Origin of the sequence: Frankia sp. AvcI1, from assembly GCF_001420875.1 — a bacterium.
GTDB classification, from domain to species: Bacteria; Actinomycetota; Actinomycetes; order Frankiales; family Frankiaceae; genus Frankia; species Frankia alni.
In genome coordinates this window covers 151,631-177,563 of record NZ_LJFZ01000002.1, presented here as the reverse complement: position 1 = coordinate 177,563, position 25,933 = coordinate 151,631, and the positions used below count along the sequence as shown (strand labels likewise).

At 73.1% G+C, this 25,933-nt stretch carries 12 protein-coding genes and 23 pseudogenes; 23 read left to right on the top strand and 12 right to left on the bottom strand.

The window, feature by feature from the left end:
• Positions 1–399 precede the first annotated feature (399 nt).
• The 6 genes and pseudogenes from UK94_RS75715 to UK94_RS02975 all read left to right on the top strand — a co-directional run.
• Positions 400–694: pseudogene (locus UK94_RS75715) on the top strand (SWIM zinc finger family protein); the annotation flags it as partial.
• 605 nt (positions 695–1,299) lie between these two features.
• Positions 1,300–3,651: DUF5691 domain-containing protein (locus tag UK94_RS02990; RefSeq protein WP_235486293.1), on the top strand; the 2,352-nt coding region annotated here is incomplete at its 5' end.
• Positions 3,648–4,112 (top strand): annotated as a pseudogene (locus tag UK94_RS38030) (AAA family ATPase); the annotation flags it as partial. The gene UK94_RS02990 and the pseudogene UK94_RS38030, both read left to right, overlap by 4 nt.
• A 1-nt stretch (position 4,113) precedes the next feature.
• Positions 4,114–4,649: pseudogene (locus tag UK94_RS38025) on the top strand (AAA family ATPase); the annotation flags it as partial.
• A gap of 164 nt (positions 4,650–4,813) precedes the next feature.
• A complete protein-coding gene (locus UK94_RS02980) occupies positions 4,814–7,288 on the top strand; it encodes a DUF5682 family protein (protein WP_055748628.1) in 2,475 nt (824 codons plus the stop codon).
• Entirely contained in the window at positions 7,281–8,537 is a 1,257-nt protein-coding gene (locus UK94_RS02975; protein WP_095212512.1) for a VWA domain-containing protein, read from the top strand. The genes UK94_RS02980 and UK94_RS02975 overlap by 8 nt, the downstream gene beginning before the upstream one ends.
• A 14-nt stretch (positions 8,538–8,551) precedes the next feature.
• Here the strand turns inward: UK94_RS02975 and UK94_RS38020 are convergent.
• Together UK94_RS38020 and UK94_RS38015 are read right to left on the bottom strand one after the other, a co-directional pair.
• Positions 8,552–8,867 (bottom strand): annotated as a pseudogene (locus UK94_RS38020) (transcriptional regulator); the annotation flags it as partial.
• A 1-nt stretch (position 8,868) separates the two neighbouring features.
• On the bottom strand, positions 8,869–9,409 hold a 541-nt coding region (locus UK94_RS38015), incomplete at its 3' end, for a helix-turn-helix domain-containing protein (protein ID WP_235486291.1).
• Positions 9,410–9,613: 204 nt separating this feature from the next.
• Here UK94_RS38015 and UK94_RS38010 point away from each other — a divergent pair.
• The 3 pseudogenes from UK94_RS38010 to UK94_RS72695 all read left to right on the top strand — a co-directional run.
• A pseudogene (locus UK94_RS38010) lies at positions 9,614–9,975 on the top strand (SDR family NAD(P)-dependent oxidoreductase); the annotation flags it as partial.
• A 1-nt stretch (position 9,976) separates the two neighbouring features.
• A pseudogene (locus tag UK94_RS38005) lies at positions 9,977–10,316 on the top strand (SDR family oxidoreductase); the annotation flags it as partial.
• 1 nt (position 10,317) lies between these two features.
• A pseudogene (locus UK94_RS72695) lies at positions 10,318–10,372 on the top strand (3-oxoacyl-ACP reductase); the annotation flags it as partial.
• Positions 10,373–10,488: 116 nt separating this feature from the next.
• Here the strand turns inward: UK94_RS72695 and UK94_RS02960 are convergent.
• Positions 10,489–11,199 (bottom strand): WYL domain-containing protein, encoded by a 711-nt coding sequence (locus UK94_RS02960; RefSeq protein ID WP_011601793.1) that lies wholly within the window; start codon positions 11,197–11,199, stop codon positions 10,489–10,491.
• Positions 11,196–12,203, bottom strand: coding sequence for an alpha/beta hydrolase fold domain-containing protein (locus tag UK94_RS02955; RefSeq protein WP_011601792.1), 1,008 nt, complete (start codon positions 12,201–12,203; stop codon positions 11,196–11,198). Before UK94_RS02955 ends, UK94_RS02960 begins: the two co-directional genes overlap by 4 nt.
• Before the next feature lie 1,163 nt (positions 12,204–13,366).
• Here UK94_RS02955 and UK94_RS02940 point away from each other — a divergent pair.
• A complete protein-coding gene (locus tag UK94_RS02940) occupies positions 13,367–14,209 on the top strand; it encodes a GNAT family N-acetyltransferase (protein ID WP_157734095.1) in 843 nt (280 codons plus the stop codon).
• Between the two features lie 14 nt (positions 14,210–14,223).
• Positions 14,224–15,177, top strand: coding sequence for a prolyl aminopeptidase (gene pip, locus UK94_RS02935; RefSeq protein ID WP_011601788.1), 954 nt, complete (start codon positions 14,224–14,226; stop codon positions 15,175–15,177).
• A 640-nt stretch (positions 15,178–15,817) separates the two neighbouring features.
• Here pip and UK94_RS02925 read toward each other — a convergent pair.
• Together UK94_RS02925 and UK94_RS72690 are read right to left on the bottom strand one after the other, a co-directional pair.
• Positions 15,818–16,067, bottom strand: a pseudogene (locus tag UK94_RS02925) (DUF427 domain-containing protein); the annotation flags it as partial.
• Between the two features lies 1 nt (position 16,068).
• Positions 16,069–16,201, bottom strand: a pseudogene (locus UK94_RS72690) (hypothetical protein); the annotation flags it as partial.
• A 322-nt stretch (positions 16,202–16,523) separates the two neighbouring features.
• Here UK94_RS72690 and UK94_RS02920 point away from each other — a divergent pair.
• The 3 genes and pseudogenes from UK94_RS02920 to UK94_RS37995 form a co-directional block, all read left to right on the top strand.
• Complete coding sequence (locus UK94_RS02920; protein WP_011601785.1) at positions 16,524–16,931, top strand: hypothetical protein; 408 nt, start codon at positions 16,524–16,526, stop codon at positions 16,929–16,931.
• Positions 16,932–17,109: 178 nt separating this feature from the next.
• Positions 17,110–17,251: pseudogene (locus UK94_RS38000) on the top strand (tyrosinase family protein); the annotation flags it as partial.
• 1 nt (position 17,252) lies between these two features.
• Positions 17,253–17,756: pseudogene (locus UK94_RS37995) on the top strand (tyrosinase family protein); the annotation flags it as partial.
• 684 nt (positions 17,757–18,440) lie between these two features.
• On the opposite strand, the pseudogene UK94_RS37990 reads toward UK94_RS37995, so the two are convergent.
• A pseudogene (locus UK94_RS37990) lies at positions 18,441–18,723 on the bottom strand (helix-turn-helix domain-containing protein); the annotation flags it as partial.
• 209 nt (positions 18,724–18,932) lie between these two features.
• Here UK94_RS37990 and UK94_RS02905 point away from each other — a divergent pair.
• On the top strand, positions 18,933–20,153 hold the full coding sequence (locus UK94_RS02905) for an FAD-dependent monooxygenase (protein WP_041938713.1): 1,221 nt from the start codon (positions 18,933–18,935) through the stop codon (positions 20,151–20,153).
• Between the two features lie 126 nt (positions 20,154–20,279).
• On the opposite strand, the pseudogene UK94_RS72685 reads toward UK94_RS02905, so the two are convergent.
• The 5 genes and pseudogenes from UK94_RS72685 to UK94_RS02895 all read right to left on the bottom strand — a co-directional run.
• Positions 20,280–20,359: pseudogene (locus UK94_RS72685) on the bottom strand (hypothetical protein); the annotation flags it as partial.
• 1 nt (position 20,360) lies between these two features.
• Positions 20,361–20,568 (bottom strand): annotated as a pseudogene (locus UK94_RS37985) (putative protein N(5)-glutamine methyltransferase); the annotation flags it as partial.
• Between the two features lies 1 nt (position 20,569).
• Positions 20,570–20,986, bottom strand: a pseudogene (locus UK94_RS37980) (methyltransferase); the annotation flags it as partial.
• Positions 20,987–21,012: 26 nt separating this feature from the next.
• A pseudogene (locus tag UK94_RS72680) lies at positions 21,013–21,182 on the bottom strand (putative protein N(5)-glutamine methyltransferase); the annotation flags it as partial.
• 106 nt (positions 21,183–21,288) lie between these two features.
• Positions 21,289–21,795, bottom strand: a complete 507-nt coding sequence (locus UK94_RS02895) for a hypothetical protein (RefSeq protein ID WP_157734094.1) — start codon at positions 21,793–21,795, stop codon at positions 21,289–21,291.
• Positions 21,796–22,703: 908 nt separating this feature from the next.
• On the opposite strand from UK94_RS02895, the pseudogene UK94_RS37970 reads away from it, so the two are divergent.
• From UK94_RS37970 to UK94_RS37945, 8 genes and pseudogenes are all read left to right on the top strand, one after another.
• Positions 22,704–22,938, top strand: a pseudogene (locus UK94_RS37970) (histidine kinase dimerization/phosphoacceptor domain-containing protein); the annotation flags it as partial.
• 134 nt (positions 22,939–23,072) lie between these two features.
• Positions 23,073–23,357, top strand: a pseudogene (locus tag UK94_RS75710) (histidine kinase); the annotation flags it as partial.
• Position 23,358: 1 nt separating this feature from the next.
• Positions 23,359–23,678 (top strand): annotated as a pseudogene (locus UK94_RS37960) (histidine kinase); the annotation flags it as partial.
• A 17-nt stretch (positions 23,679–23,695) separates the two neighbouring features.
• A pseudogene (locus tag UK94_RS37955) lies at positions 23,696–24,057 on the top strand (response regulator); the annotation flags it as partial.
• Between the two features lies 1 nt (position 24,058).
• On the top strand, positions 24,059–24,490 hold a 432-nt coding region (locus UK94_RS37950), incomplete at its 5' end, for a response regulator transcription factor (protein WP_235486289.1).
• Positions 24,491–25,213: 723 nt separating this feature from the next.
• Positions 25,214–25,285: pseudogene (locus UK94_RS72675) on the top strand (hypothetical protein); the annotation flags it as partial.
• 1 nt (position 25,286) lies between these two features.
• Positions 25,287–25,359 (top strand): annotated as a pseudogene (locus UK94_RS72670) (hypothetical protein); the annotation flags it as partial.
• 1 nt (position 25,360) lies between these two features.
• A pseudogene (locus UK94_RS37945) lies at positions 25,361–25,742 on the top strand (flotillin family protein); the annotation flags it as partial.
• Between the last annotated feature and the right edge of the window lie 191 nt (positions 25,743–25,933).

Here is a 25,933-nt window from a genome sequence, read left to right as displayed (position 1 = left end):
CGAGGACGGACCCCTCTGGGCCATCCTGTTGCTCCTGGCCGTCATCGTCGGGACGCTCGGGCTGAGCGTGGTCGGCGGCCGGCGCGCGCGATAACCACCGTGGCCCTCCCGCAGCCCGGTGGCGCCAACCATCTGCCGTGCCGGTCGGCAGTGCAGGCAAAGCGTGGTCTCGCCGGGGAGCCGGGTCCCGCCAGGTAGGTGAGGCCCACCTTCCTCGGCCGGGTTGAGCGGCTCGGGTGCGGTGTGAGAATTCAGACCTGCGGATGGTTGAACCATTTTACGTAGTGCCTATTCACTGCATGGCACCTCGGCCACCAGCGCCGCCGGTCGGATCGATGGCCTTCGTCCGGGTGCTTGCGCCGGNCAAAAGTGTCGGAGGTCGGGGCCAGACTCCCTGGCATGTCGCTGACACCTGTCTCGGCCATGAGCCGCGAGGCCGTCCTCACGTTGGCGCCCGATTCGGCTTCCGCCCGGGCGGGCGAACGGCTCGGTAGCACCGGAAGCTGGTCGGGCCTCGGCATGTCCAACCAGGCGCTGTGGGGGGCGTGCCGGGGAAGCGGAGCCACGCCGTACCGGGTGGTGGTGCTGGCCGGCGCCGAGTTCGCGTCCTCCTGCACCTGCCCGAGCCGGAAGTTCCCCTGCAAGCATGCCCTCGGCCTGCTGTTCCTCGCCTGTGCCACCCCGGCCGCGCTGGNCACCGGCGACGATCCGCCGGACTGGGCCGCGGACTGGCTCGCCCGGCGGGCCGCCCGCGCCGCGCGTGCAGCCTCACCGGAGGCGGCACCGGGTGAGGCCGCGGGAACGGGCAAGGCCGGAACCGGTGGGAAGGCCGGGGCGTCCCGCGCCACGTCGGCGGCGCGCACGCAGGCCCGCCGCGACGCCCGGGTCGACGCCGGGGTCGCGGAGCTGAGCCGCTGGCTGGTCGATCTCGCCCACGGCGGGCTCGGCGCCGCCCAGGTCCAGCCGGCCTCCTGGTGGGAGGCGACCGCGGCGCGGATGGTCGACGCGCAGGCTCCGGGCCTGGCCGAAGTCGTCCGCGACATGGCGCGGATCGCCGCGGCGGGCGGTCCCGACTGGCCGGCGCGGCTCACCGACCGGCTCGGCCGCCTGTACCTGCTCTGCGAGGGCTGGTCGAGGCGGGGGGAGGTGGAGCCCGCGCTGGTCGACGTCGTGCGCGACCGGATCGGCTTCTCCCGCAGCGCCTCGGACGTGCTCGCCGGCGAGCGGCTCGCCGGGCCGATCGACGTCCTCGGCGAGCGCCGGTTCACCACCGGAAAGCTGCAGGGGCGGCGGCAGTGNCTGCGGGTGGCCGGGATCGAACGGCTCGCCCTGCTGGTCTCCTACGGCTCCGCCAAGGAGGTCCCGCCGCCGACTCTGCCTGTCCTCACCCGCTTCCAGGGTGAGGTAGCCGCGTATCCGGGGCGTCGTCCGACCAGGGTGGCCCTCGCCGAGACCACCACGGCACCGCAGCCACTCGCCGAACTGGCCGCTACCGACGCCGGTGACACCGCCGGGACCTGGCAGGAGGCACTGGCGGCGCTCACCCCGGCGTTGGCGGCGGACCCGTGGGCCGACCCCGTCGCGTTCATCGTCCGGCAGCTCACCGTGCTGCCACCCATCGTCGACGCCCACGACAAGGCGCCGACGGGCGCGGTGGCACGGAAGGGCCGACAGGGCGGGGGCCCGTCGGGCGTCGGTGCTCGCTGGCTGCTGCGAGACCGGGCCGGTCAGGCCCTTGCGCTGACAGCCGACGCGGGCGCCCGGTGGGGTTGGCACCTGCTGGCCCTCGGCGGCGGCCACCCCCTCGACCTCGGAGTGGAGTGGGACGGGTTCGAGCTGGTGCCGTTGGCGGCGATGGCGTCCCGGCCGCAGCCCGGCACCGGCCTGCCCGCGCGGACGGGCGCCGCGGATCCTGGGGCCGAGCCCCCAGTACCCCCCGGGCAGCCCGCCTGTCCGCGACCGACGCCGGGATGGTCGAGCCTGGTCGACGCGGCTGTCGTCGGCTCGGCGCGTGCCGCCGTGCCCGTCCTCCCCGACCTCGGGGACGCTGCCGGCTCCGGCGGAGGCGGCGGTGGAAGCGGCGGCGGAGGCGGCGCGGCGGGGGACGGGCCCTCGCGCGCCACCGCTCTGCTGCGGACGGCGGCCCTCGCGTCCTGCGCGCGCCGCGCCGGCCTGTTCGCCGCCGACGCCCGTGCGCTGCCGGACCCCGCCCCCGCCCCGCCCGAGCGGGCTCCGACGCTGGCGCCGCACGCGGCGCGCATCGTCGAGGGCGCGCTGGACGGATCCGAGCCCGCGGGGACCCGCCAGTACCTGGAGCTGATGGCCGAGGGAGGGTGGCGCGTTCCGGATCTCCTGCTGGCGGGGCTGCTGTCGCGGGGCCTGCGGGATGTGGCGATGCGCGCCCCGATCGCCAGGGTTCTGGGTGAGCGCGGGCGGTGGCTCGCCGGCCTGCACCCGGACGGCCGGTGGGTCTCGCGCACCCGCCTCGCCGAGTGGCCGACCGCGAGCGCCCTCGAGCGGCGCACGCTGGTGCAGGAACTGCGGCAGCGCGACCCGGCCGCCGCGGTGACGCTCCTGCGCGGCCCGGCGGACGATCCCCCCTTCGCCGCGTTCGACGCGGCCGGCGCCGCGGAACGCCTCGCCTTCTGCGAGGCGCTGCGGGTCGGTCTCGGTCCCTGGGACGTCGACCTGCTCGACCATGCCCTTGACGACCGGCGCGAGGACATCCGCCGGGCCGCGGTCGAGATCGCTCTGCTCCTGCCCGGCTCCGGGCTGCAGGCACGCGCCGAGGCGCGCACCGAAGGAATGATCGCGTCGCGGCGCGGCAGACTGATCGGGCGCCACCATCTCGAGATCACCCTGCCGACCGAGTGCAGCGACGAGATGCGCCGCGACGGCATCAGCGACACGGATCCGCCCAGCCTGATCCTCAGCAGGGCGACGGCGGGCGAGATCATGTTCGTGGCCGAACTCGCCCGCGTCGATCCGACCGTGTGGACGCGCCGCACCGGGCTGACCCCGAAGGAGTTCCTCGATGCCGGGGCCGACCTGCCCGGGGCACGCCATCCGGTGAGCCAACTGCTGAGCATCGGGCTGCTGCCCGCCGTCCTGCGCCATGGCGATCCCGGCTGGGTTGCGGCGCTGCTGCCCCACGTCGGGCGGACGGACCAGGGGCGGCTGCTCGCCTGCCTGGCCGAGCCCGCCCGCACGCAGGCTCTCACGGACACGCTGCGCGGGCTGAGGCTCGACTCCTACCACCCAGACGGGTCAGCCGCCCGAGACCAGGACGGGCGGTGGCCGGACACGCCGGTCGAGCGGATCACGACGCTGTTGACCGCGGTGCCCGGCCCGTGGTCCGAACCGTTCTCCCGGGCGGTGTGGACCGCGCTCACCGCCCTGTCCGCACGTCACTACTCCGACGACTACCTCCTGCGTGAGCTCATCGGACCTATGGCCTGGGCGTTGCATCCCGACACCGATCTCGGCGATCCCAATCCGGATCGGCCGAGGTACCTGGATCTCGACGGGCGCACCCGGCTGACCACGATCCTCGGCGCCCGACGGCGGCTACGCGCCGCACTGACCGACCCACCCCCCGCCGACACCGCGCCGACCCGCCCGGTGCACCTGCCTCAGGAAGGCCCCTCATGACCCTGGCGCCCCCGTCCACCAGCACCGCCACGCCCGACGCCGGTCCCACCGCGGACAGCGCGCCGCTGCTGCGTCCGCACGCCGAGCAGGCGTACGCCGGCGAACTCGCCGCGCTCACCGCCGCCGACACCAGGGCACGCCCGCCGTCGTGGCGGCTGTCGCCGTGGGCGGTCGTCACCTACCTGCTCGGCGGCGTGCTCGACGACGGGACGGTCATCTCCCCGAAGTACATCGGTTCCCGGCGCCTCGTCGAGGTCGCGGTCGCCACCCTCGCCACCGACCGGGCGCTGCTGCTGCTCGGCAGCCCCGGCACCGCGAAGAGCTGGCTGTCCGAGCACCTCGCCGCCGCGGTCAGCGGCGACTCGACCCTCGTCGTGCAGGGCACCGCCGGCACCTCCGAGGACGCCGTCCGCTACGGCTGGAACTACGCCCGCCTGATCGCCGAGGGGCCCTCCCCCGATNCGCTGGTGCCCTCGCCGGTGATGCGCGCGATGACCCGCGGGTCGATCGCCCGGGTCGAGGAGCTCACCCGGATGGGCGCCGAGGTGCAGGACGCGCTCATCACCGTGCTGTCGGAGAAGACCCTGCCCGTGCCCGAGCTGGCCAGCGAGGTGCAGGCCGTCGCCGGATTCGCCGTGATCGCCACCGCCAACGACCGGGACCGCGGCGTCAACGAGATGTCCTCGGCGCTGCGCCGCCGGTTCAACACCGTCGTGCTGCCGCTGCCCGCCAGCGAGGACGCCGAGGTGGAGATCGTCACCAGGCGGGTCGCCGACCTCGGCCGGACGCTGGCGCTGCCGGACGAGCCACCGGCCGCGAGCGAGGTGCGCCGCGTCGTGCAGATCTTCCGGGAGCTGCGCGCCGGCGTCACCCGCGACGGGCGCACCACGCTGAAGTCCCCGACCGCCACCCTGTCCACGGCCGAGGCGATCAGCGTGATCACCGGGGGCATCACACTGGCCACCCACTTCGGCGACGGCCGACTGCGAGCCGAGGACNTCGCCGCCGGNCTCGTCGGTGCGGTGATCAAGGATCCCGCGACGGATCCCGTGGCCTGGCGCGAGTACCTCGAAGGCGTGGTCCGGGACCGGAAGGGCTGGTCGGACCTGTACCGGGCCTGCCGTGACCTGGACGACGACGCGCGCGTCCCCGGCGACGCCTGATGACCGTCACCGTTCTGGGGGTGCGCCACCACGGCCCCGGTTCGGCGCGTGCGGTGCGGGCGGCGCTCGCCGAGCTCGATCCGGACCTCGTCCTCGTCGAGGGGCCGCCCGAGGGGGACAGCGCGCTCGTCCACGTCGGCGCGCTCACCCCGCCCGTCGCGCTGACCGCCTACGCCGTCGACGAGCCGCGCGACGCCGCCTTCTGGCCCCTCGCCGAGTTCTCCCCCGAGTGGCAGGCCCTGCTGCACGGCCGCGCGGCGGGCGTGCCCACCCGGTTCATCGACCTGCCCTTCGGGCACGACCTGGCGTTGCGCCGGCGCGACGCCGAGACCGACTCTGACGAGGACACGGGGGAAGCCGACGAGGACACGGGGGAAGCCGACGAGGACACGGGGGAAGCCGACGAGGACACGGTCCCGGAGCTGGTGGCCGACCCGCTTGGCTGGCTGGCGTTCGCCGCCGGCCACGACGACCCGGAACGATTCTGGGAGGACCTCGTCGAACACCGCCGGCCCGCGAGCACCCCGACGGCCGGCGCGGGCGGCCGTTCCCCGGGTCTGGAGCTGTTCGCCGCCGTGGCCGAGGCCATGGCGGCGCTGCGCGATCCCGACCACCAGCCCGGTCCGGCGGCGTCGCGGGGAGCGCACGCTCGGCGGGAGGACCTGCGGGAGGCGCACATGCGCCTGGCGATCCGTGCGGCCAGCACCGGCGCCGACGCCGCTGCGCGGGTTGTCGTGCTCTGCGGTGCGTGGCACGTCCCGGCGCTGACCGGCCGGACGGGCCGGACCACCGTCGCGGCGGACCGTGAGCTGCTGCGCGGCATCCGGCCGGTGCGCACCACCACGACGTGGGTGCCGTGGACGCACGCGCTGCTGAGCGCCGACTCCGGCTACGGCGCCGGCGTCACGTCACCGGGCTGGTACCACCACCTGTGGACCGCCCCCGACCAGGTCGGCGCCCGGTGGGTGGCCCGCGTCGCGGCGCTCCTGCGCGCCGCCGACCTGCCCGCCTCGACGGCCTCGGTGGTGGAGACCGTGCGGCTGGCCGAGGCCCTCGCCGCGGTGCGCGAGCGAGCCGTCCCAGGGCTCACCGAGCTGACCGACGCGGTGCTGGCCGGGCTCTGCGCCGGTGACCCGGTGCCGCTGGCCGTCGTCCGCGAACAGCTCGTCATCGGTGACGTCGTCGGCGCCGTCGGCCCCGACGTGCCCACCGTGCCGCTGGCCGCCGACGTCGCCCGCACGCAGAAGAGGCTGCGGCTCGCGCCCACCCCGGTGGAGAAGCCACTGCGCCTGGACCTACGCCGCGAGCTCGACCGGGAACGCAGCGCCCTGCTGCACCGGCTGCGCCTGCTCGACGTCGACTGGGGCATCCCCACCGCGACCAGCAGCACCGGCACGTTCGCCGAGGGCTGGACGCTCGCCTGGCAGCCGACGTTCGCGCTGGCACTCGTCGTGGCCGCCCGGCACGGTGCGACCGTCGAGGACGCCGCGGGCGACGTCGTCGCCGAGCGCACCCGGGCAGCGCCCGACCTCGCCGCCATCACCGGGCTGTTCGAGCAGGTGGTCCTCGCGGACCTGCCCGCCGCGCTGGAGGCGGTGCGCGCGGGGCTCGAACAGCGCGCGGCCACGACCGGCGACGTCGCCCACCTCATGCTGGCACTGGCCCCGCTGGCCCGGGTCCACCGCTACGGCGACGTGCGCGGCACCGACACCGGCCTGGTCGTCGGGCTGACGACGAGCCTGATGACCCGCATCTGCGCGGGGCTGCCGGCGGCCTGCGCAAGCCTCGACGACGACGCCGCGGACGCCATGGTCGCCGCCGTCGACACCGCGGACACCGCCTTCGGGCTCGTCGCCGACCCCGAACACGTCGCCCGGTGGCACGCGGCGGTCGGCGTCGCCGCCACCACGGCCGGTGGTAACCCGCTGGTTGCCGGGCGGTGCACCCGCATCCTGTCCGATGCCGGCCGGCTCACGCCCGCGGCGGTGGCGACCAGGCTGGCGCGGGCGTTGTCCGCGGCCGGCGGCGCCCCCGCGGACGCCGCGCACTGGCTCGCGGGCTTCCTCGGCCGGTCCGGCGCGGTGCTCGCCCGTGACCCCGCGATGCTCTCGCTCGTCGACACCTGGCTGGCCGGCCTCGACGGGGACGCCTTCACGGTCGTCCTCGCGCCCCTGCGCCGCACGTTCGCCGCCTTCGCCGGCCCGGAACGCCGCCTGATCGGCGAACGGGTCCGCTCCGGCCTGCCCCGGCCGACCGCCGAGCCCCCGGGCGGCGCCGTGACAGACCCGGCAGACACCACGAGCCCGGGAGGGAGTCCGGCCACGGCCAGACCGCCGACCGGGGCGATCCCGCCCGGCGACGGCCCGGCCTGGGACCCCGCTCGGGTCGCGATCGTGTTGCCCACCCTCGCCGCCCTGCTCGGCCCCGACAGCGCAGCGCCTGCCCGCGCGGAGAAGGAACACACCGATGCCTGACCCCACGATCACCGACGTCGACGGTCCGCCACCGGCACGGTCCGCCCACGGCGAGACGGACAAGACGGAGGTGGCGGAGGAGGAGCGGCTGCGGCGGTGGCGGCTGGTCCTCGGGGCGCCGGCGGCGCCCGCGTTCGGCCCGGCGCGGGCGCTGTCGAAGCGGGACGCCGACATCGACGCCGCGCTGGGCGCGCTCTACGACGCCGACGGCGAATCCGGTGGCGGTCGCGGCCGGGAGCGCTCGGCGGGGCTCGGCGGATCGGCGCCGGCGGTGACCCGCTGGCTCGGCGACATCCGCGACTACTTTCCGTCGTCGGTGGTGCAGGTCCTCCAGCACGACGCCGTCCAGCGGCTGGGGCTCGCGCAGCTGCTCATGGAGCCCGAGCTGCTGGCGGCGGCCGAGCCCGACGTCCACCTGGTGGGCACGCTGCTGTCGTTGCGTTCGGCGCTGCCCGAACGCACCCGGGAGACCGCGCGGAGGGTGGTCCGCATGGTCGTCGAGGACATCGAGCGGCGGTTGGCGCAGTCGCTGCGCTCGGCGGTGTTCGGCGCGCTGAACCGCGGCGAGCGTGCCCGCACCCCACGGCTGCCCGACGTCGACTGGAACCGGACGATCCTCGCCAACCTGCGCAACTACCAGCCCGAGCAGCGCACCGTCATCGTCGACCGACTGGTCGGATACCAGCGGGCCCGGCGGGTGGCCGCGTTGCGCGACGTCATTCTGCTCATCGACCAGAGCGGCTCGATGGCGTCGTCGGTCGTCTACGCCGGGGTGCTTGGCGCGTCGTTGGCGAGTATCAGGTCCCTGAGCACCAGGCTGGTCGTCTTCGACACGTCTGTGGTGGACCTGACCGACTCCCTCGACGACCCCGTCGACGTGCTCTTCGGGGTCCAGCTCGGCGGCGGCACCGACATCGACCGCGCGGTCGGCTACGGCGCGAGTCTCGTGCGCCGGCCCGCCGACACCGTCCTCATCCTCATCAGCGATCTCATCGAGGGCGCCGACCAGTCGTCGTTGATCGCCCGGCTGCGTGCGCTGGTCGACGCCGGGGTCACCGTCATCGTGCTGCTGGCGCTGTCCGACGACGGCGCCCCCGCCTACGATCACCAACTCGCGGCGACCTGCGCGCAGCTCGGCGCGCCGGCCTTCGCCTGCACCCCGGACAGATTCCCCGAGCTGCTGGCCACGGCGCTGCGCCGGGAGGAGGTCGGCCGGTGGGCAGCGCTGCACGGCCTCGTCCCGGCCTGACCCGGCGGCCGGCGTCAGCGCGAACGGCCAGGTGCCAGGAAGGTCTGGGTGCCGAGGACGGCGAGCATCTCCAGGCGTTCACCCGCCCCCGAACCGGGCTGCGGGCGGAACAGGACCAGTCGCTGGCCGGACGGCGGGCTGACCACCGCGTCGCACTCCAGGTCGAGCCGGCCGACCTCGGGATGGAGGAGCACCTTCCGGGTGGTCCGCCGCACCGCCACCTCCTGGCGGGCCCACACCTCGCGGAACTCGGCGCTGGCCGCCGAGAGCTCGGCGACGAGGGATCGGACCGCCTCGTCCTCATGCCGCCGGCCAAGCGTGACGCGCAGGNCCGCGACGTGCTCGCGGCCGAGCGTGTCGTGCTGGTCGGCGAGGTATCGCGCGCGCAGCTCACCGTCGGTGAACCAGCGCCACAGGAAGTTGTGCGCCCGACCCGGCGCGCGGGCGATCGGGCCGAGCAGCGCGATGTTCAGCGGGTTCTGCGCCACGACGTTGGCGAGGTCGTCGGAGATGAGCGCTGGCACGGTGGGCGCGAGTGCGTCCAGCACGCACATCAGGCCGGCGTCGGCGTAGCCGAGCGAGCAGTGCCGCGGCGGGGCCTCGTGGCCGGCCAGCAGGTAGACGTGGTCGCGCTCGTCCAGCGTGAGGCGCAGCGCCCGCGCGATCGCGCCGAGCATCGACGGCGACGGCCTCGGCCCACGGCCCTGCTCAATCCGCTCGTAGTAGTCCGTCGACATGTCGGCGAGCACGGCGACCTCGTCGCGGCGCAGACCGGGCGCCCGCCGCCGACCACCGGCGACCAGCCCGACGTCCGACGGCCGCAGCAGCTCCCGCCGGTGACGAAGGAATGCACCCAGCTCCTGGCGCTGCACGGCGGTACCTCCGCGTGTTCCACTCGACGGCTTCCACGCGGCCGTGTGCCCACGGCCCGTCCGACCTCCCCATCATGACCGCGGCCGGCCGGACTATCCCCGGACTCGCGATCCGGGGATGACCGAGACTCCGCTGACGGCCGGCGGAGGTGCCAGGGTGGTTGACGAGCANCACAGGCGTGTCACGGGAGAAATGAGGAACTCATGTCCGACAGCAGAATCGCCCTGATCACCGGCGCGAGCCGCGGCCTCGGGCGCAGCATGGCCACCCACCTCGCCCGCGCCGGGGTGGGCGTCATCGGCACCTACAACAGCCGCAAGGACGAGGCCGACCGGCTCGTGGCGCAGCTCGAAGGGCAGGGGGTGCCCGCGGCGGCGTTGCAGCTCGACGTGGGCAACAGCGGCGACTTCGCCCGATTCGCGGCCGACGTCCGCACGACGCTCGCCGGCCTCGGCGCCGAGCGCCTCGACTACCTCGTCAACAACGCCGGCGTCGGCCTCTACGCGCCGTTCACGGAGACGACCGAGGACCAGTTCGACGAGTTGTTCCGGATTCACGTCAAGGCNCCGTTCTTCCTGACGCAGACGCTGCTGCCACTGCTGGCCGACGGCGGACGCATCCTCAACGTCTCCTCCGGCCTGGCCCGCTTCACCCATCCTGGCACCTCCGCCTACGCCGCCGCGAAGGGGGCGATCGAGGTCCTGACCAGGTATCAGGCCAAGGAGCTCGGCGAGCGAGGTATCCGGGTCAACGTACTCGTGCCGGGGGCGATCGCCACCGACTTCGGCGGCGGCCGGCTCCGGGACAACGCCCAGCTCAACGAGGCGGTCGCGAGCGCCATCCCGCTGGGCCGCGTGGGCGAGGCCGAGGACATCGGCGCGGCCGTGCCGCTGATCCTCGCCGATGNCTTCGGCTGGGCCAACGGCACCCGTATCGAGCTGTCCGGCGGCCAGAACCTCTGATCCACCGCTGTCCCACCTCACCCGGCGCCGCCCCACCCAGCTCCCCGCCGGCCTCTCCCGCCCGCCGCCGGACCGGTCCTACCCGGGCCGCGTCGGCGCGGATCGGGCTGGCTGCGTCAGGGGGCCAGGCTGTCCAGCACGGCCGGAGTGACCGCGCCCGTGGCGGCCGAGCCGAGCAGGTCGGCGAGCTCGCGGCGGGGGGCGGCCTGCCCGGTCGGGGCGGCGGCGCGAATCCGGTCGAGCCGGAAACCGCGCGGGGCGCGCCGCAGGCGGCACCAGGCCACCAGGTACCAACGGCCCTCGGCGGCGAGCAGGCCGGCCGGCTCCACCTCCCGCTCCGAGGTGCGCCCGCCGGCGTCCAGGTAGCTCAGCGACAGCACCTCCCGCCGGGTCAGGGCCCACTCCACCGCGCCGCGGACCGTTGGGTCGAGCCGGGACGGCAGGGCGACGATCTGGGCGGCCAACTCGTGCGCCTCGACGAGGGCCTGGCCGGACAGGGACGCGGCAATCTTCCGCATCGCGCCGCGGATGCCGTCGGCGAACGGCGCGGAGCCCTCCGCGGCGGCCAGCGCCGCGGCCACCGCCAGGGCCTCCCCTGGCGTGAACCCGATCGGCGGCAGGGTCATCGCCGGGTCCACGGACCAGCCGCCGCCGCGCCCGGTGGCGCTGTAGACGGGGGCGCCTGTCTCCGCCAGCGCCTTCAGATCCCGCTGCACGGTGCGCTCGCTGACCTCCAGACGTCGCGCGAGCACCGGCACCGTGACGGGACGCGGCGCCACCGCCCGCAGCTCCTCCATCAGCGCATAGAGCCGGTCCGTTCGGGTCACGGCCGGAGGCTACGTCCCGCCCCCGACAGGAACTCGGTCTGCCGGCGCAGCTCCCGTTCGGTGATGGTGAGGGGGAACAGGGTGAACCCGTGCATCGCCCCGGCCACCACCTCCAGTTCCACCGGCAGTCCGGCGGCCCGCCAGCGCGCGGCCATGAACAGTGAGTCGTCGCGCAGCGGATCGTCGGTGCCGACCACGAAGCGCGCCGCGGGCATGCCCGCGAGGTCCGCGTACAGCGGGGACACGTCCGGGTCGCGCCGCTGCTCGGGCGTCCGACCGGGGACGAACGCGTCGTAGGTCCCCCGTAGCGAGTCGGTGTTGCTCACCAGCCGGCGGGAGCCGAACAGGCGCTGGCTCGGCGTCATCGACAGGTCGTACGGCCCGAACGTCAGGTGGGCCGCCCGAAACGCCCCCGTGATCGCGTGTCGGTCCCGCAGCCGCAGCAGGCTGGTCAGCGACAGGTGCGCGCCGGCGGACTCGCCGCCGATGAGCAGCCGGTCGGTGCCGAACTCGACCGCGGCGTTGCGGACCAGCCACAGCGCGGCCCGTTCGCAGTCGTCCAGCGCCGCCGGGTACGGGTGTTCGGGCGCGAGGCGGTAGTCGACGCTGAGCACGGCGAGCCGGGCGGTGCGGGCGAGGTCCCACAGCTGCTCGTCCTGCCCGTCGGCCGAGCCGAACATCCACGCGCCGCCGTGGATGTGCAGGTAGGCGCCCTCGACGACGGGCGGGACGAAGACCCGCAACCCGACCCGCACCCCGTCGACCTCGACCTGCCGGTCGTGCGCCTCGGCCAGGCGCACCGGCGGCGCCTCGCCACCCACCCGGTTACGCCGCAACGTCGCCAGCGTCGCGGCGTCCACCCCTCGGCTGCGGTCCGGCACGGAGCCCGCCTTGGCCTCGAACGCGGCGTTGAACGCCTCGGTCTCGGCGAGACAGTCGAGCCCGGTCGTGACGAGGGAATCGTTACGGACAGCGGACGGCGGCGCGATCGCGAACTCAGTCATGATTCGATCGTTGCCCCGGCCGGCGACAACCTACTGTCACCCTTCCGCCGTGACCATCGTCACGGAACGGTGGTGAAGAACTCGTAGGCGATGCCGTCGGGGTCACGGATGTAGACGCCCCGGCCGCCACCGAGGTGGTTGATCTGACGGTCGACGGTCCGCGGCGCCGAGCCCCAGGCCAGGCCGGACCGCCTCGCCTGGTCGAGGGCGACGTCGAAAGTGACGTCGTCGACCAGGAAGGCGTAGTGGCCGGGACGGGCGCCGAGCCGGTCATCGAAGTCGAGGGTGAGCTCGTCGTTGACGCGGACCGGAACAAAAGGACCGGCCGGTTCGCCCGCCTCGACACCAAGCAGGGCGGCGAGCAGCCGGGCCGAGCGTTCCTTGTCGGCCACCGGGACGATGGTGTGGTTGAGCACGACAGTCATGGGCGTACCTCCAATGCGGTCCGAGTGGCCGGCATGGCGGCGGTCGGTGTGGTTGTGGCAGTCGGTGTGGTCGTGGCAGTCGGTGTGGTCGTGNCAGTCGGTGTGGTCGTGGTGGCCGGCGTGGTCTCGGCGGCCAGGCGGGCGAGGTAGGCGGCGAAGCGGCGGGCGTCGTCGGCCGGCCAGTCCGCCACGAGCCCGGCAAACATGCGCTCCTGCCAGGCGCGGGCGGCGGCGAGCAGCTCCGCGCCGGCCGGGGTGACGGCGAGTTCGGCGCGGCGCGCGTCCGCGGGCGAAACGCTCTTGGTCACCAGTCCGGCGGACACGGCGGCGGCAAGCATCCGGCTGGCGTTCGACCGGTCGAGCCCGAGCTCCGCGGCGACGTCGACGATCTGGGCGCGGCCGTCACGGCTTGCGGCATCGATCGCCGTCAGGACAAGGACGTGACCGGTCCGGTCGACGTCCTCGCCGGCCGCGGCGGTGGCCGTCCATCGCCGTGACCAGAACCTGACCAGCCGGAACAGCGCGGGTCCGCCCGGCGCCACATCATCGGCGCCATCAATATCTGTGCGCATCGCATAGATATTACATGCGAATCGCATACGATTGCCGGGATCTTCTGACGGTCTGGAGAAGCGTGCCGTCGATCCGACCCGGGCGGNGCCTGNCCAGGGGCCATAGTCGACGGAGCTACCGGGGCCGGCATCGATGTCCCGTACCAGACAGGCGGGAGGCGGACGCATGACTGGGACCGGGCATGGGACCGGGCAACCGGCGGGCACGAGCACAGCTACGACGCTGCCGGGGCAGGAGACGCTGCTCGCCAGCTGGGCGGCCCTGGCCCGAACATCACCGGGCGCCGGGCTGGTCCACCCGCCCGGTGCGGTCGCGGCGGTCTTCCCGGACTGGGCGCCGCTGAACAACGCGATCCTGCTCGACGACGTGGCCACCGCGTCGACGGTCGCGGGCCGGCTGGGCAGGCTGTACGCCGCGGCCGGCGTCGACACGTGGGCGCTGTGGATCCCGAGCCGGGCGACGGACCTCGACACCCCCGACGAGCCGCGCACGGTCGACGGGCCGTGCACGGTCGACGGGCCGTGCACGGTCGACGGGCTCACTCGTGACACCACGACGCTCGTCATGCGGGCCGTGCTGCAACCTGGGCCGACCCGGACCGACGGCGTCGTCCGCACCTCGATCGACGCGGCCATCCGGGCCGCCGACGGGCCGCTCGACGCGGCCGAACTCGGTTTACCGGAGGCGGTGCCGGGCCTGGCCGCCTGGGCCCTGCTGCGCGACGGAGCCGCGGTGGCGGGCGCCTGGAGCTTCCGGCACGGCGCCGACTGCGGGATCTACACGGTCGGGACGGCCCCGGCCTGGCGACGGCGCGGCCTGGCGACGGCGCTGCTGCGCCACGTGCTCGCCGTCGCCGAACAGGACGGGGCGCGGACCGCGACCCTGCAGTCGACGCCGATGGCCCGTGGCCTCTACGCCGCCCTCGGCTTCCTCCCGGTCGGTCGCTACGAGGAGTGGGTCCACACGATCGGAATCCCGACCACTGCCGGTACCCACCGTGACCAGTAGGCCAGGATTGGCCGATGGGATCGCAGTATCCGCCGATCGAGCCGTACGACACCGGGATGCTCGACGTCGGCGACGGCAACCTCGTCTACTGGGAGGTCTGCGGCAACCCGGCCGGCAGGCCGGCGCTGGTCGTCCATGGCGGGCCGGGTTCGGGCTGCTCGCCGCAGGCGCGCCGGTGGTTCGACCCGGACCGCTACCGGATTGTCCTGTTCGACCAGCGCGGCTGCGGCCGCAGCACCCCGCATGCCGGCGACCACGACACCGACCTGCGGCACAACACCACCGGCCATCTGCTGGCGGACATGGAGCTGCTCCGCGAGCACCTCGGGATCGACCGGTGGTTGCTGTACGGCGCCTCGTGGGGTTCGACGCTCACCCTGGCCTACGCCGAGCGCCACCCGTCCCGGGTGTCGGAAATCGTCCTTGTGGCCGTGACGATGACCCGCCGCCGCGACGTCGACTGGCTCTACCGCGGCGTGGCCCGGTACTTCCCCGCGGAGTGGGAGCGGTTCCGCGACGCACTGCCGCCCGCGGACCGCGACGGCGACCTCGTCGCCGGCTACGCGCGCCTGCTTGCGGATCCGGACCCGGCGGTGCGTCAGCGGGCCGCCGACGACTGGTGCGCCTGGGAGGACGCGGTCATCTCACTGGAGTCGAACGGGCAGCCGGGCGCGTACGGCAGCCGCCCACAGCGGGCGAGGCTCGCGCTGGCGCGGATCTGCTCGCACTACTTCGCGCACGGGGCCTGGCTGGACGAAGGCGTGCTGCTACGCGACGCCGGCCGGCTCGCCGGCATCCCGGGGGTGCTGATCCACGGCCGCCATGATCTGGGCGGCCCGTTCCGCGTCGCCTGGGAGCTGGCCCGTGCCTGGCCGGACGCCGACCTCGTCCCGATCACCGATTCCGGCCACACCGGGAGCGAAACCCTGGGCCGGTACCTGCGCGACGCGCTCGACCGGCTCGCCTGACCCGACCGGCTCACCTGACCCGACCAGCGCGCCTGACCCGTGCCGGCGGGCCAGGCGCGGGCGCTCAGGAGGCGCTGGTCGTCCCGCGACCGGCCGTGGCCGCCACCAGGGCGACGAACCGTTCCAGTTCCCGCGGGTTGCGCACCACGTGGAGCTTCGCGGCGGCGCGGCGCGCCGAGATCCGGGCCATGACCTGCGGGAGGCTGCGGCGCCGATAGCCGATCGTCCACCGCCAGAACTCGAGGTTCTCCCTTGAGCGCCGCAACGCCCGCCAGGCGCAGCGGGGCAGGGAGAAGTCGAGCACGACGATGGTGTCCGCGGCGGCGAACCGGTCCAGGGACACCTCGTAGGGCCCGAGATCGCCATCCATGATCCAGGCATCCGCCCGGACGGCCTCCCGCTCGGTCCTCGTCCACTCCTGCGGCAGGCTGGGCCGCGGCCCGGGGCGCCAGAAGAGCTGGTCCAGCTCGATCACGGGAATGCCGGTGATCTCCCCGAGCCGGCGGGCGAGGGTGGACTTCCCGGCCCCGCCACGGCCGAGGATGACGATCCGCCGCATACCGCGAGCCCTACTGNCGACGGGACCTGCGCTCGCGACCCCGGCCGAAGCGAAGCCGCGAAGGATGCCGCGCCGCCGGGTTCACGCGGCGGCGTCGGGGAGGGTGATCTCCACGCGGTCGGCGTAGAAGGCGATCCGGCCGGCGATGTCCGCGACGGCCGGGTAGGGGGTCTCGTAGGTCCAGATGACGTCGCGCAGCGTCGTGCCGTCCGAGGTCTCGACGCTGTAGTAGCTCGCGTCGCCCTTGTACGGGCAGTAGCTGGTGGTGTCGCTGCGGCGCAGCACGCTCTGGTCGACGTCGGCGATCGGTATGTACTGCACCGGCGGATAGNTGGCCTCGCGCAGCGTCCGCGAGTCATGCGAGTCGGCGACGACACGCCCGTCGATCCGGACGACCACCCGCCCACCGGTCGGCTCGACGGTGATCGGATGATCGGCGTTCGGCAGCAGGACCGTTCGCGACATCGGACTTCCTCCAGACCGGCTGGGCCCGCAGGCGGACCCGCGGATGCGGACACCTCGGCGGCGAGCAGCCGACGAGGGCGGCCCGACCGGCAAGGGCGAAACTCGGCGCGAACAAAGGCTCCGCCGCATCGCGGGAGCCGTCAACCCTGCTCCCNCACAGCCCTCACGAGGTGGCATCCCGCGTAGCCGCCTCTGCCATCCCGAGCTCGGGTATCGCGGAGGACGACGTCTAGGCGACAGTTCGCTGTGAATTCCTCACCCACGGTAGATGCTGCGGCCACATCATCGCATCGTGGCAGCCACNAGACCTCGGGGGACCTCCATGCCATCGGACACCGCCGACCCCATCCAGCCGGCCTTCCTCGCGACCTACCTGGCCGGACTCCCACAGCCCGAGCACGATCACACCGGTCCGGCGCGCAGCGTGCGCGAGGACGACTTCGACGGCCATCACGTCGTCGTCACGACCACCTACGAGATCACCGTCGACGGGCGGCCGTTGGACGTGCACATCGGGCTGTCGAACGACGGCTCGGCGCACTGCCACGGCCTGCCCGCCTACCAGCTCCCCTCCCTCGTGGACCTGGTGCGGGTGCTCATCCGCACCTTCCCCGAAGAGTTCTCCCCGCAGCCGTCGCCCGCCGAGGGCCACGAAGGCCACGATCACGAAGGCCACGATCACGGCGGCAGCGGCCACATGCACGGCGACGAGACCCCGGGAGGTCGGTGAGATGGCCGCGATCCGCCGGGACATCCTCCGCGACGACAAGGCGCGTGCGGACTACATCCGCGGCGTCAAGCTNCTCAAGCACGAGCCCACCACGCTGACCACGGACCGGTTCGGCATCCCCGATCGTGCCCGCCCCGTGTACACCTACGACCTGTTCGTCATCTGGCATGTCCTCGCCATGAACACCGCGGTGCCTCCGGGCGGTGACGCCGGGACCCGCAACGCCGCGCACCGCGGGCCGGTGTTCCTGCCCTGGCACCGGGTGATGCTCCGGTGGTTGGAGGCACACCTGCAACGGGTTCTCGGTGACCCGGACTTCGNCCTGCCCTACTGGGACTGGGCGCTCGACGGCACCCCGCCCGCGCCGGGCGGCGTGGCGAACCCGGCCGCCTCGGTGCTGTGGCGGGACACCCCGGACGGGTTCGGCGGTCAGGGCAGCCCCGTGCGCGGTGGGGCGTTCGCCTTCGACCGGGCCGACCCGACGAGTTTCCGGGTCCGGATCGCGACCGGTTCCAGCGGCGCGCTGCGCCAGGTCACCGAGCGCGGCCTCGCCCGCAGTTTCGGCCAGAACGCCCCGTTCGGCTCGCCGCGGCTGCCTCGCACCGGCGACGTCCGCGCGGCCTACGACACGCGTGCCGACCCGAGCCTCGCCGACTACGACCGGCCGCCGTTCGACGTCTCCTCCCGCGGCTTCCGCAACCGGCTGGAGGGCTTCACCGGCCCCGGCCTGCACAACCAGGTCCACCTGTGGGTCGGCGGCGACATGGCCCCGGCGTCGTCCCCCAACGACCCGGTGTTCTTCGTCCACCACTGCAACGTCGACCGNCTCTGGGAGGGCTGGATGAGCCGCAACGGCCGCCGGTACCAGCCGGACATGACGGCCCCGCCGACCCTGNTCGNCCACCGGATCGACGACCCGCTCGTCTCCCCGTTCACCCCGGCCAGCAAGCCGGACACCCCGGGCGGCGTCCTCGACGTCTCGGCCATCTACACCTACGACGTCCTGCCCTGACCCTCGCGCCGTCGGGTGTCCGGAGGGGACCGGACGGCGCGAGGGGGGCCGGGCGGCCGCCCTGGACGATCAGGACACGGCGGGGGCACCGAGCTCGGCATGGTCGACGAGGTCGACGAGGTCGGTGAACCCGCGGCGGTCGACGAGGTCGGTGAACAGGTCCACGACGTCGGCGGCGAGCGAACGCAGCTCGTCGGCCGTGACCGGGCGGCTGTTCTCGAACGCGAGCTCGACGGTCCGGGCGAGCAGGTCCGCCCGCCGTTCCAGGGTGGCGACGGCGGGCTGGGCGGCAGCCCGCGGCGCGGCGTTCTCGCCGCCGGCCAGTTCGTCCTCGGCCCGCACGAAACCCTCGAACGTCGCCTGGAAGGCGTAGGCGACCTCGTCGGCACCGAGCTCGGCCCGGNGCACACCGTATTCGGCGAGCAACCGAAAGTACCGTTCGGACACCAGGTGGTGGCGTTCGTCCCAGGCGGGGTCGTGTTGGCGGGCCAGCCGGNCGAGCAGCTCCGGGTCGGACAGCAGCAGCCCGCGCAGCAGCGGACGGTGCATCACGGCGAGGAAGTAGTCGTGGGCGAACTGGTGCGGCAGGCAGGTACTCGGCTGGGTGCGCATCGCGACGAGCAGCTCGGAGATCGCTCGGGCCACCGCACGGTCGAAGACGGCGGCGAACAGCTTCTCCCGCGTCTCCCAGTGCAGGTAGACCGTGCCTTTGCCGATGTTGGCGCCGAGCGCGACATCCTCGACGGTCACCCGCCGCGCGCCGTGACGCACCAGCAGATCNTCGGCGGCATCGAGGATGCGCGTGGCGCGCTCCCGCCCGCGCGACGAGTCCCGGGACCGGCCGGCTGTCGGGCTCACGGAACGACCGTATGACCGCATTCGAGAGCTGGTCAACGTTCATCACACCGCGCATTCAATTTTTGACCAGATTTGAAACCTGGTCATACGCTGACGGTCCGATCGGCCTCGACCCCACCTGCGGAGGACGCATGGGCAACCGGACGGTGCTCGTCTCCGGCGCCGGCATCGCCGGGACGACGCTCGCGTACTGGCTGTCGTGGCACGGCTTTCGGCCGACGGTGGTCGAGCGCGGGCTGTGGCAGCGGACCAGCGGCAGCCCGGTGGACGTGCGCGGCCCGGCCCTGCGGGTGGCAGAGCGGATGGGGGTGCTCGCCCGGCTGCGGGCCGCCGCCACCAACGTGACGGGAATGCGCTTCGTGGACGCGGCCGGCCGCAGCGTCGGCCGTGTCAACCTGCGCGCGCTCGCGCGCGCGACCGGCGGTGGCGACGTCGAGCTTCCTCGCGGCGCGCTCGCCACGATCCTGCAGGCGGCGAGCGCGGAGCACGCGGAGTTCGTGTTCGGCGACTCCATCGCCGGTCTGGCGCAGGACGACCACGGCGTCGACGTGACCTTCGACCACGGTCGTTCCCGCCGATTCGACCTGGTCATCGGCGCCGACGGTCTCCATTCGGCAGTGCGCCGGCTCGCCTTCGGGCCAGATGCCAACTTCGTACGCCACCTGGGTCTCTACATCGCCACAGTGCCGTTCAACGGACCGATCGAGCACCGGCGTGAGGTGGTCATGCACAACACCCCGGGCCGGGCCGTCGCCCTGCACCCCTCCGCCTCGGGGCCGATCGCGTTCTTCGCCTTCCGCCGCCCGGATCTGGCGGACTTCAACCATCGCGACATCGACCAGCACCGCACTCTGCTCGCCGGCGCCTACGCAGCCGGATCGTGGCGGACGCCGGAACTGCTGGCGCGGGCACAGGCCAGCGAGGACCTCTACTTCGACGCGGTGAGCCGGGTGGACGTACCCGCCTGGTCGACTGGTCGGATCACGCTCGTCGGCGACGCGGCCTCCTGCGTGTCCCTGTTCGGCGACGGCTCCTCCCTGGCGATGGCCGGGGCGTTCGCACTCGCCGAGGAACTGGCCGCAACCCCCGATGATCACCGCTCGGCCCTGCGCCGCTACGAGGCGCGTCACCGCCACCTTGTCGAACCACGCCAGCGCGGCGTCGACCAGGCCGCCCACCTGCTCATCCCCACCACCTGGACCGGCATCCACGCCCGCAACGCAGCCACCCGCCTGTGGCCGGCCGCCGCCGCCGCGGGCTGGCTCGGCAGCCGCCTGACCACCGCCGGTCGCGGCCCCAGACCGCCTCGCCGCACTCCCGCCCGCCCCGCCGGCGCCACCTCACCGGGCTGACCACACCCCTTCCCACACCGTGATCATTTTTCGCGGCGCGAGCGGAAAAGGCCCGAACATACGTCGGACGACGACTNCCCCGCCGGCCCTCCGCCAGGGGTGCTTCATCTTCGAGGGTCTGTTCCCTCACCGTCGGTCCGACGTTGCCGCGTCTGCGGCCCGAGAGACCGCGACAACCACGGTGGCTGCCGATTCCTCGGACTGGANGATCCGGACGATCAGCCCGGTTTGGGTGACCGCGTCAGCGAGCGCGGGCGACTGCTGCGCGCTGGTCTCGAACAGGAGGCTGCCGCCCGGGGCCAGCCAGGACGGCGCGTCGACGACGACCCGTCGCAGCACGTCGAGGCCGTCCGTTCCACCATCGAGAGCCAGTCGGGGCTCGTGCTCCCGCGCCTCGGGCGGCATCAGGCCGATCNCGTCGGTCGGGACATACGGCGCGTTGACCACCAGGAGATCCACACGTCCCCGCAGCGTCCTGGGGAGCGCGGCGAACAGGTCACCCTCGTGCACCAGGCCCCCGCCGGCGACGTTGCGCCGAGCGCAGCGCACCGCGGCAGGCTCGATGTCGGCGGCGTGCACCTCAGCAGCGGGCAGAGCCGCGAGCAGTGCGGCAGCCACTGCACCGGATCCACAGCACAGGTCGACCACGACCTCGCCGGGCCGGCCAACGGCCTGGCCGAGGGCCTGTCGGACGAGGAACTCGGTACGGCGCCGGGGCACGAACACACCGGCCTCTACCGCGATCCTCAGGCCGCAGAACTCGACCCAGCCGAGAAGGTGTTCCAAGGGCTGGCCGGCGACCCGGCGGTCAACCATCGCTGCCAGCTCGGCGGNTGTCCGGGCAGCGCCCACAAGCAGNCGGGCCTCGTCCTCGGCGAAGACGCAGCCTGCGGCACGCAGCCGATGAACGATGTGGGGCAACGAGAGAGACGGCGGAAGGGACGAAGGCAATGACGACACGGGAAGCCTTTCGGGACACCGAAGGGCGTCCTCCCGATCACCAGGCTTGGTCGAACCACATGTGATCATGGGAGGAGTACACCCACCTTGATACCGCGGAAATGGGTCCCACCTCCTCAAAAAGATCATTTACGGCTGCGCTCACACTACCAGAGCCAGTCCGCCCTGCCAGGAGCTAGCCACGGCCCGCTGGGACCGGTAGCAGGGCCCGATCGAGCAGTCCCGCGACGACCGCACCGATAACCGCAAGATCGAGATAGTGGCAGGCCATCGCCCCCGCATAGCTGGGGCCGCCCCACGCATTCGCCGTGAAGTTCGGGTCCAGTCCCCCCAGCACCTGCAACCCGGCCCGCCAACACAGGTAGAGCAGCACCACGGCCGAGGCGGCGAGAACAGCGAGCCGCCACAGCTCCGCCGGGCGGCGGCGGACAGCGAGCGCCGTCAACGTGATCCGCCGTGCCGCGGGCCGGCCGAGCGGCGCAGGCAGCGCGCCCCGGGCACGCCACTCGGTCGAAGGCCGCCGGCGACGCAGCCATGAACCGGTGGCGAGAACTCCGGCCAGAATCAGCACGGCGAGGTGTGGCCCCCAGGCGGCAGTGCCCGCGCTGTGCTCCGCGCGCACCGAGGACCGGTGCTGGTACGTGAGGTAGCCCGAGACGACGCCTGCACTGAAAGCGCTCACGGCGAAGCCGGCCAGAACGGGCGACAGCCCTGCGGTTACCCGACGCGAGGGAACGGTTCGGGGATGCCTGTACGGCCAGTCCCGGAGCCGTGGTCGGACGGTGACGGCTCTGCGCGGCGAGGCGCCAGCTGGACGGGAGGGAGNGGATGGACGCGGCTTCATGTCCATCAACATCGCGTTCTTGGGCCGGCCTGTCGTCCATCGCCGGAACCATCCTCGGGTCCTTCGAGGGGTGGACTCGGCGCGGCTCGTCCGACCGGAGGCGGATGGCCCGAGTCATCCTGTGGAGGGACGCCGGAAGCCGACCTCGGCGTCTACCGTCACATTCCATGGCGCTCATCACGCCGGCCCCGTCCGGCCNGACCCATCGGCCCGCACGCATGCAGGAATTCGCCGGGTCCGCCAAGGTCGGCCGCAGTGCAGGACCCGGCGCCGTCGACGTCGCGGTTGCCCTTGCTTCCTTCGCCCTGTTCAGCCTGCCCGCCGCCCTGACTCCGACGGTCTCGCCTGGGGCTGACGCCTACGGCTCAACTTCGCACATCCTGCTGTTCGGGGTGCTCTGCGCCGCCCCGCTGATAGCAGCCCGACGCTGGCCGCTTCCCGTGCTCGCCAGCGTCACCGCGGTCCTCTGCGCGGCCGCGTTCGCAGGGGTCCGCTTCACGCCGCTGGTCAGCAACGCCGGACCAGCGCTCGGCGTTGCCGTCCTCACCGTCGCCGATCACCACCCCAGGCGAACGTCACTGNCCGCGAGCACGGCGGCAGTCGCATCGATCGCGGTCTCCACCGCCGTCGCCATGCGCCTGTATCCCGATCAGGAACAGGATCTGGTCCAGGCACTCATCGCCGCAGCGNCCTGGCTGGTCGGCGATNCCTTCCNCACCCGCCGCCGCTATCGGTGTCGGCTTGCGCTGGAGGCGCGCCGAGAGGCCGCGGAGCGGGAGCGCCGGATCCGCGCCGAAGAACGGCTTCGAGTCGCTCGGGACGTCCACGACGTCGTGTCGCACACGCTGAGCCTGATCGCGGTCCGGTCCGGAGTTGCGCGTCTGCTCGAGGACCCGCGCGAGGCACGCGAGGCACTGAGCGTCATCGAGACGACGAGCCGCTCAGCTCTCGACGAGGTACGCCGCGTCCTGCGCAGTACCCNCCAGGAGATCGAGGAGCCATCCGGCCGATCGGATGCGACGCTGACAGCGCGACCAGAAAGAGAGCCGACCGGAGTCTCGAGCCGGGCGGATCAGACGGTCCCGTCGAGCGGGCAGNCCGAGCGCGCCGAATCAGTGCAAGCTGACGAACGGTTCAGTGCTGACGCACCGGCCAGGATCACCGAGCCGAAGCTCGCAGACCTCGACCATCTGGTCGCCGGGCTGCAGCGACATGGGTTCCGCACGTCATACCGGCGCACCGGCACCGAGCGCTGCTATCTCCCGGTCCTGGAAACCTCGGTGTACCGCATCGTCCAAGAAGCACTGACGAACGTGGTTCGGCATGCCGACGCCACCGAGGCCCAGGTCAGCGTGCACGACGGGCCGCGGGAACTGGTCGTGCGCATCGTCGATGACGGGNGTACCTCACCAGGCAGCCCAGAGCATCATCACAGCGAGGCGACACCGGCAGATCGCCGGATCGACCAGGCGCGCTGCGGCCTGGCCGATGCACCGACCGGCTCAGCCTCGGGGCGACCCGAGCCGGACACAGCATCAGGCCCCGGGCTGGGCCTCGTCGGGATGCGCGAGCGAGCGGAGCTCTTCGCCGGCACGCTCAGCGCCGGCCCCCATGAAGGTGGGGGATTCGCGGTCGTGGCCCGGTTCCCCCTCCCACCCGCAATCGTCATGGCAGATCGGTCCTGTGAGCGCCCGCCGACATCGGTCCAGCCGTGTCCTGCCNGACAGGATGCAGTCTGATGGTGGTGACAGCCGATGGCTCTGCATCGGCGGAGACCCAGGAAGGGCTCAGTAGCCGCGCTGATTCCGACCGTCCGTCCCGCCCCGTGCCGGCGGCGGACGGTCGCGTCCGGGTCCTCATCGCCGACGACGAGGCTCTGGTGCGCGCCGGTTTCCGAGTGCTGGTCGACTCCGCTCCCGATCTCGCCGTGATCGCGGAGGCCGGGACCGGCGCGCAGGCGGTGCGGTTGGCCAGGCACCTGCGCCCGGATGTCGTTCTCATGGACATCCGTATGCCGATCATGGACGGCTTGGAGGCGATGCGGATCATCGCTGCGGACCCTGGCACCGCCGCGACACGCGTCCTCGTGGTGACGACCTTNGATCAGGATGAACACGTCTTCGCGGCCCTGCGTGGCGGCGCCAGCGGATTCGTCCTGAAGGACACTCGTCCGGAGGACCTCCTGGCCGCGATCAGGATCGTGGCCGCCGGCGACGCGCTGCTGACCCCGAGCGTCACCCGGCGTCTCATCGCCGAGTTCGCCCAGCGGCCACAGCGGCCCGTCCGGGGCGAGGAGCTGACCCGGTTGACGGAGCGGGAGCGCGAGGTGCTCGTCCAGGTCGCAGCGGGGCTGTCGAACTCCGAGATCGCCAGGCGGCTGTTCGTCGGCGTCACCACCGTCAAGACGCACGTCAGCCGGCTACTGACCAAGCTTGGGGCGCGCGATCGGGCGCAGCTCGTGGTCGCCGCGTACGAGTCCGGCGTAGCAGTCCCCGGCGCCGGTCCGCTCGCGCCGGGATCGGACCACTCGTGAGACCGATTCAGATGGGGGCGTGCCCTGTTGTCGCTTCCACGTGGCTGACCGCCGAACGGGTCACCTTGGCCTGCCGGCTGCTCGAACGGGGGGAACAACGCCTCGATCTCGTGGCCCGGGCCAGTGGTCTCGGGACCGCCGCGGGTCTACGGGTCGCTCTGCGTCGACGCACCGGCCTCACGCCGACCGCCTACCGGCGCCGGTTCGAGCCGGGCCGACGAGCGCCAGAACCGGNCGGTCCGGCCGTCAGCGGCTGACGGAGATGCGGTCAGCGTGGACCGGANTGCTCCAGACGACCAGCGTCTGGTCAATACAGAAGGCGACAGCGACAAGCTCCTGATCCCAAGGATGGCGACTTGTAGTCTCTTCTCGCCTGCAACGACCGTTCAGCCATGGCCTTCCGCGCCCCGCGTGCGAGGAGGAGGTTCGAGGATGGTGGGCGATCCGTCCGTCATCGGCCGCGTCGGCGCNCTCATCGTGGGCACTCGGGGCGACGCCGGGCCGGGCGAGGTGGTGGTGCGGGTACGCGGNGGAATCGAGACTTTCCTCGCCCTGTCCGACACTCCGCTGCCCAAGGGCGCCTCCGTGCTGGTCATCGGAACGCGCGGGCCTCGGACCGTCGAGGTGGTGCCGTGGCTGGATCCCGCCGCCGTCTTCGGCGGCGATCTCTGACGAAAGGTTCACGGCGTGTTTGGTTACCGAGTCCCCGCACCCGACCAGGCGATGCTGATCTCGGGCGGGAAGAACCGCGGTGGGATGCCTTTCAAGGTGATCACCGGTCACGGCGGATTCATTNTGCCGTTCTTCCGCAAGGTCCGCTTCCTGACCCTGGCGATGTGCGAGGCCGAGGTCACGGAGACGTGCGTCACNCACCAGGGAATCTCCCTGAACGTCCGCGCCGTGATCGCCTTCAAGGTGGGCAACGACAGCGAGAGCATCGTCAACGCCGGCCAGCGCTTCCTGTCCGACCAGGGCCAGATGGCCGTGCTGACCGGGCGGATCTTCTCCGGCCACCTGCGTTCGATCATCGGCTCGATGACGGTCGAGGAGATCATCCGTGACCGGCAGAAACTCGCCACCGAGGTACTCGACGGGTCGAAGGCGGAGATGGCCCGGATCGGGCTGACCGTCGACGCGTTGCAGATCCAGTCCATCGACGACGGCAGACTCGGCTACATCGCGGCGATCGCGGCGCCGCACAACGCCGCCATCCAGCGCCAGGCGCAGATCGCCCAGGCCGAGGCCAACCAGGNCGCCGCCGAGGCCGAGCAGCGCTCGCAGCGGGCGCAGGCGGAGTACGCCCGGCAGACCTCCATCGTCCAGGCCCAGTACCGGGCGGAGATCGACCGAGCCCAGGCCGAGGCCGCGCAGGCCGGACCGCTTGCGCAGGCCCAGGCGGAGGTCGCGGTGACCGCGGCCCGGACCGAGCTGGCCGAACGGGAG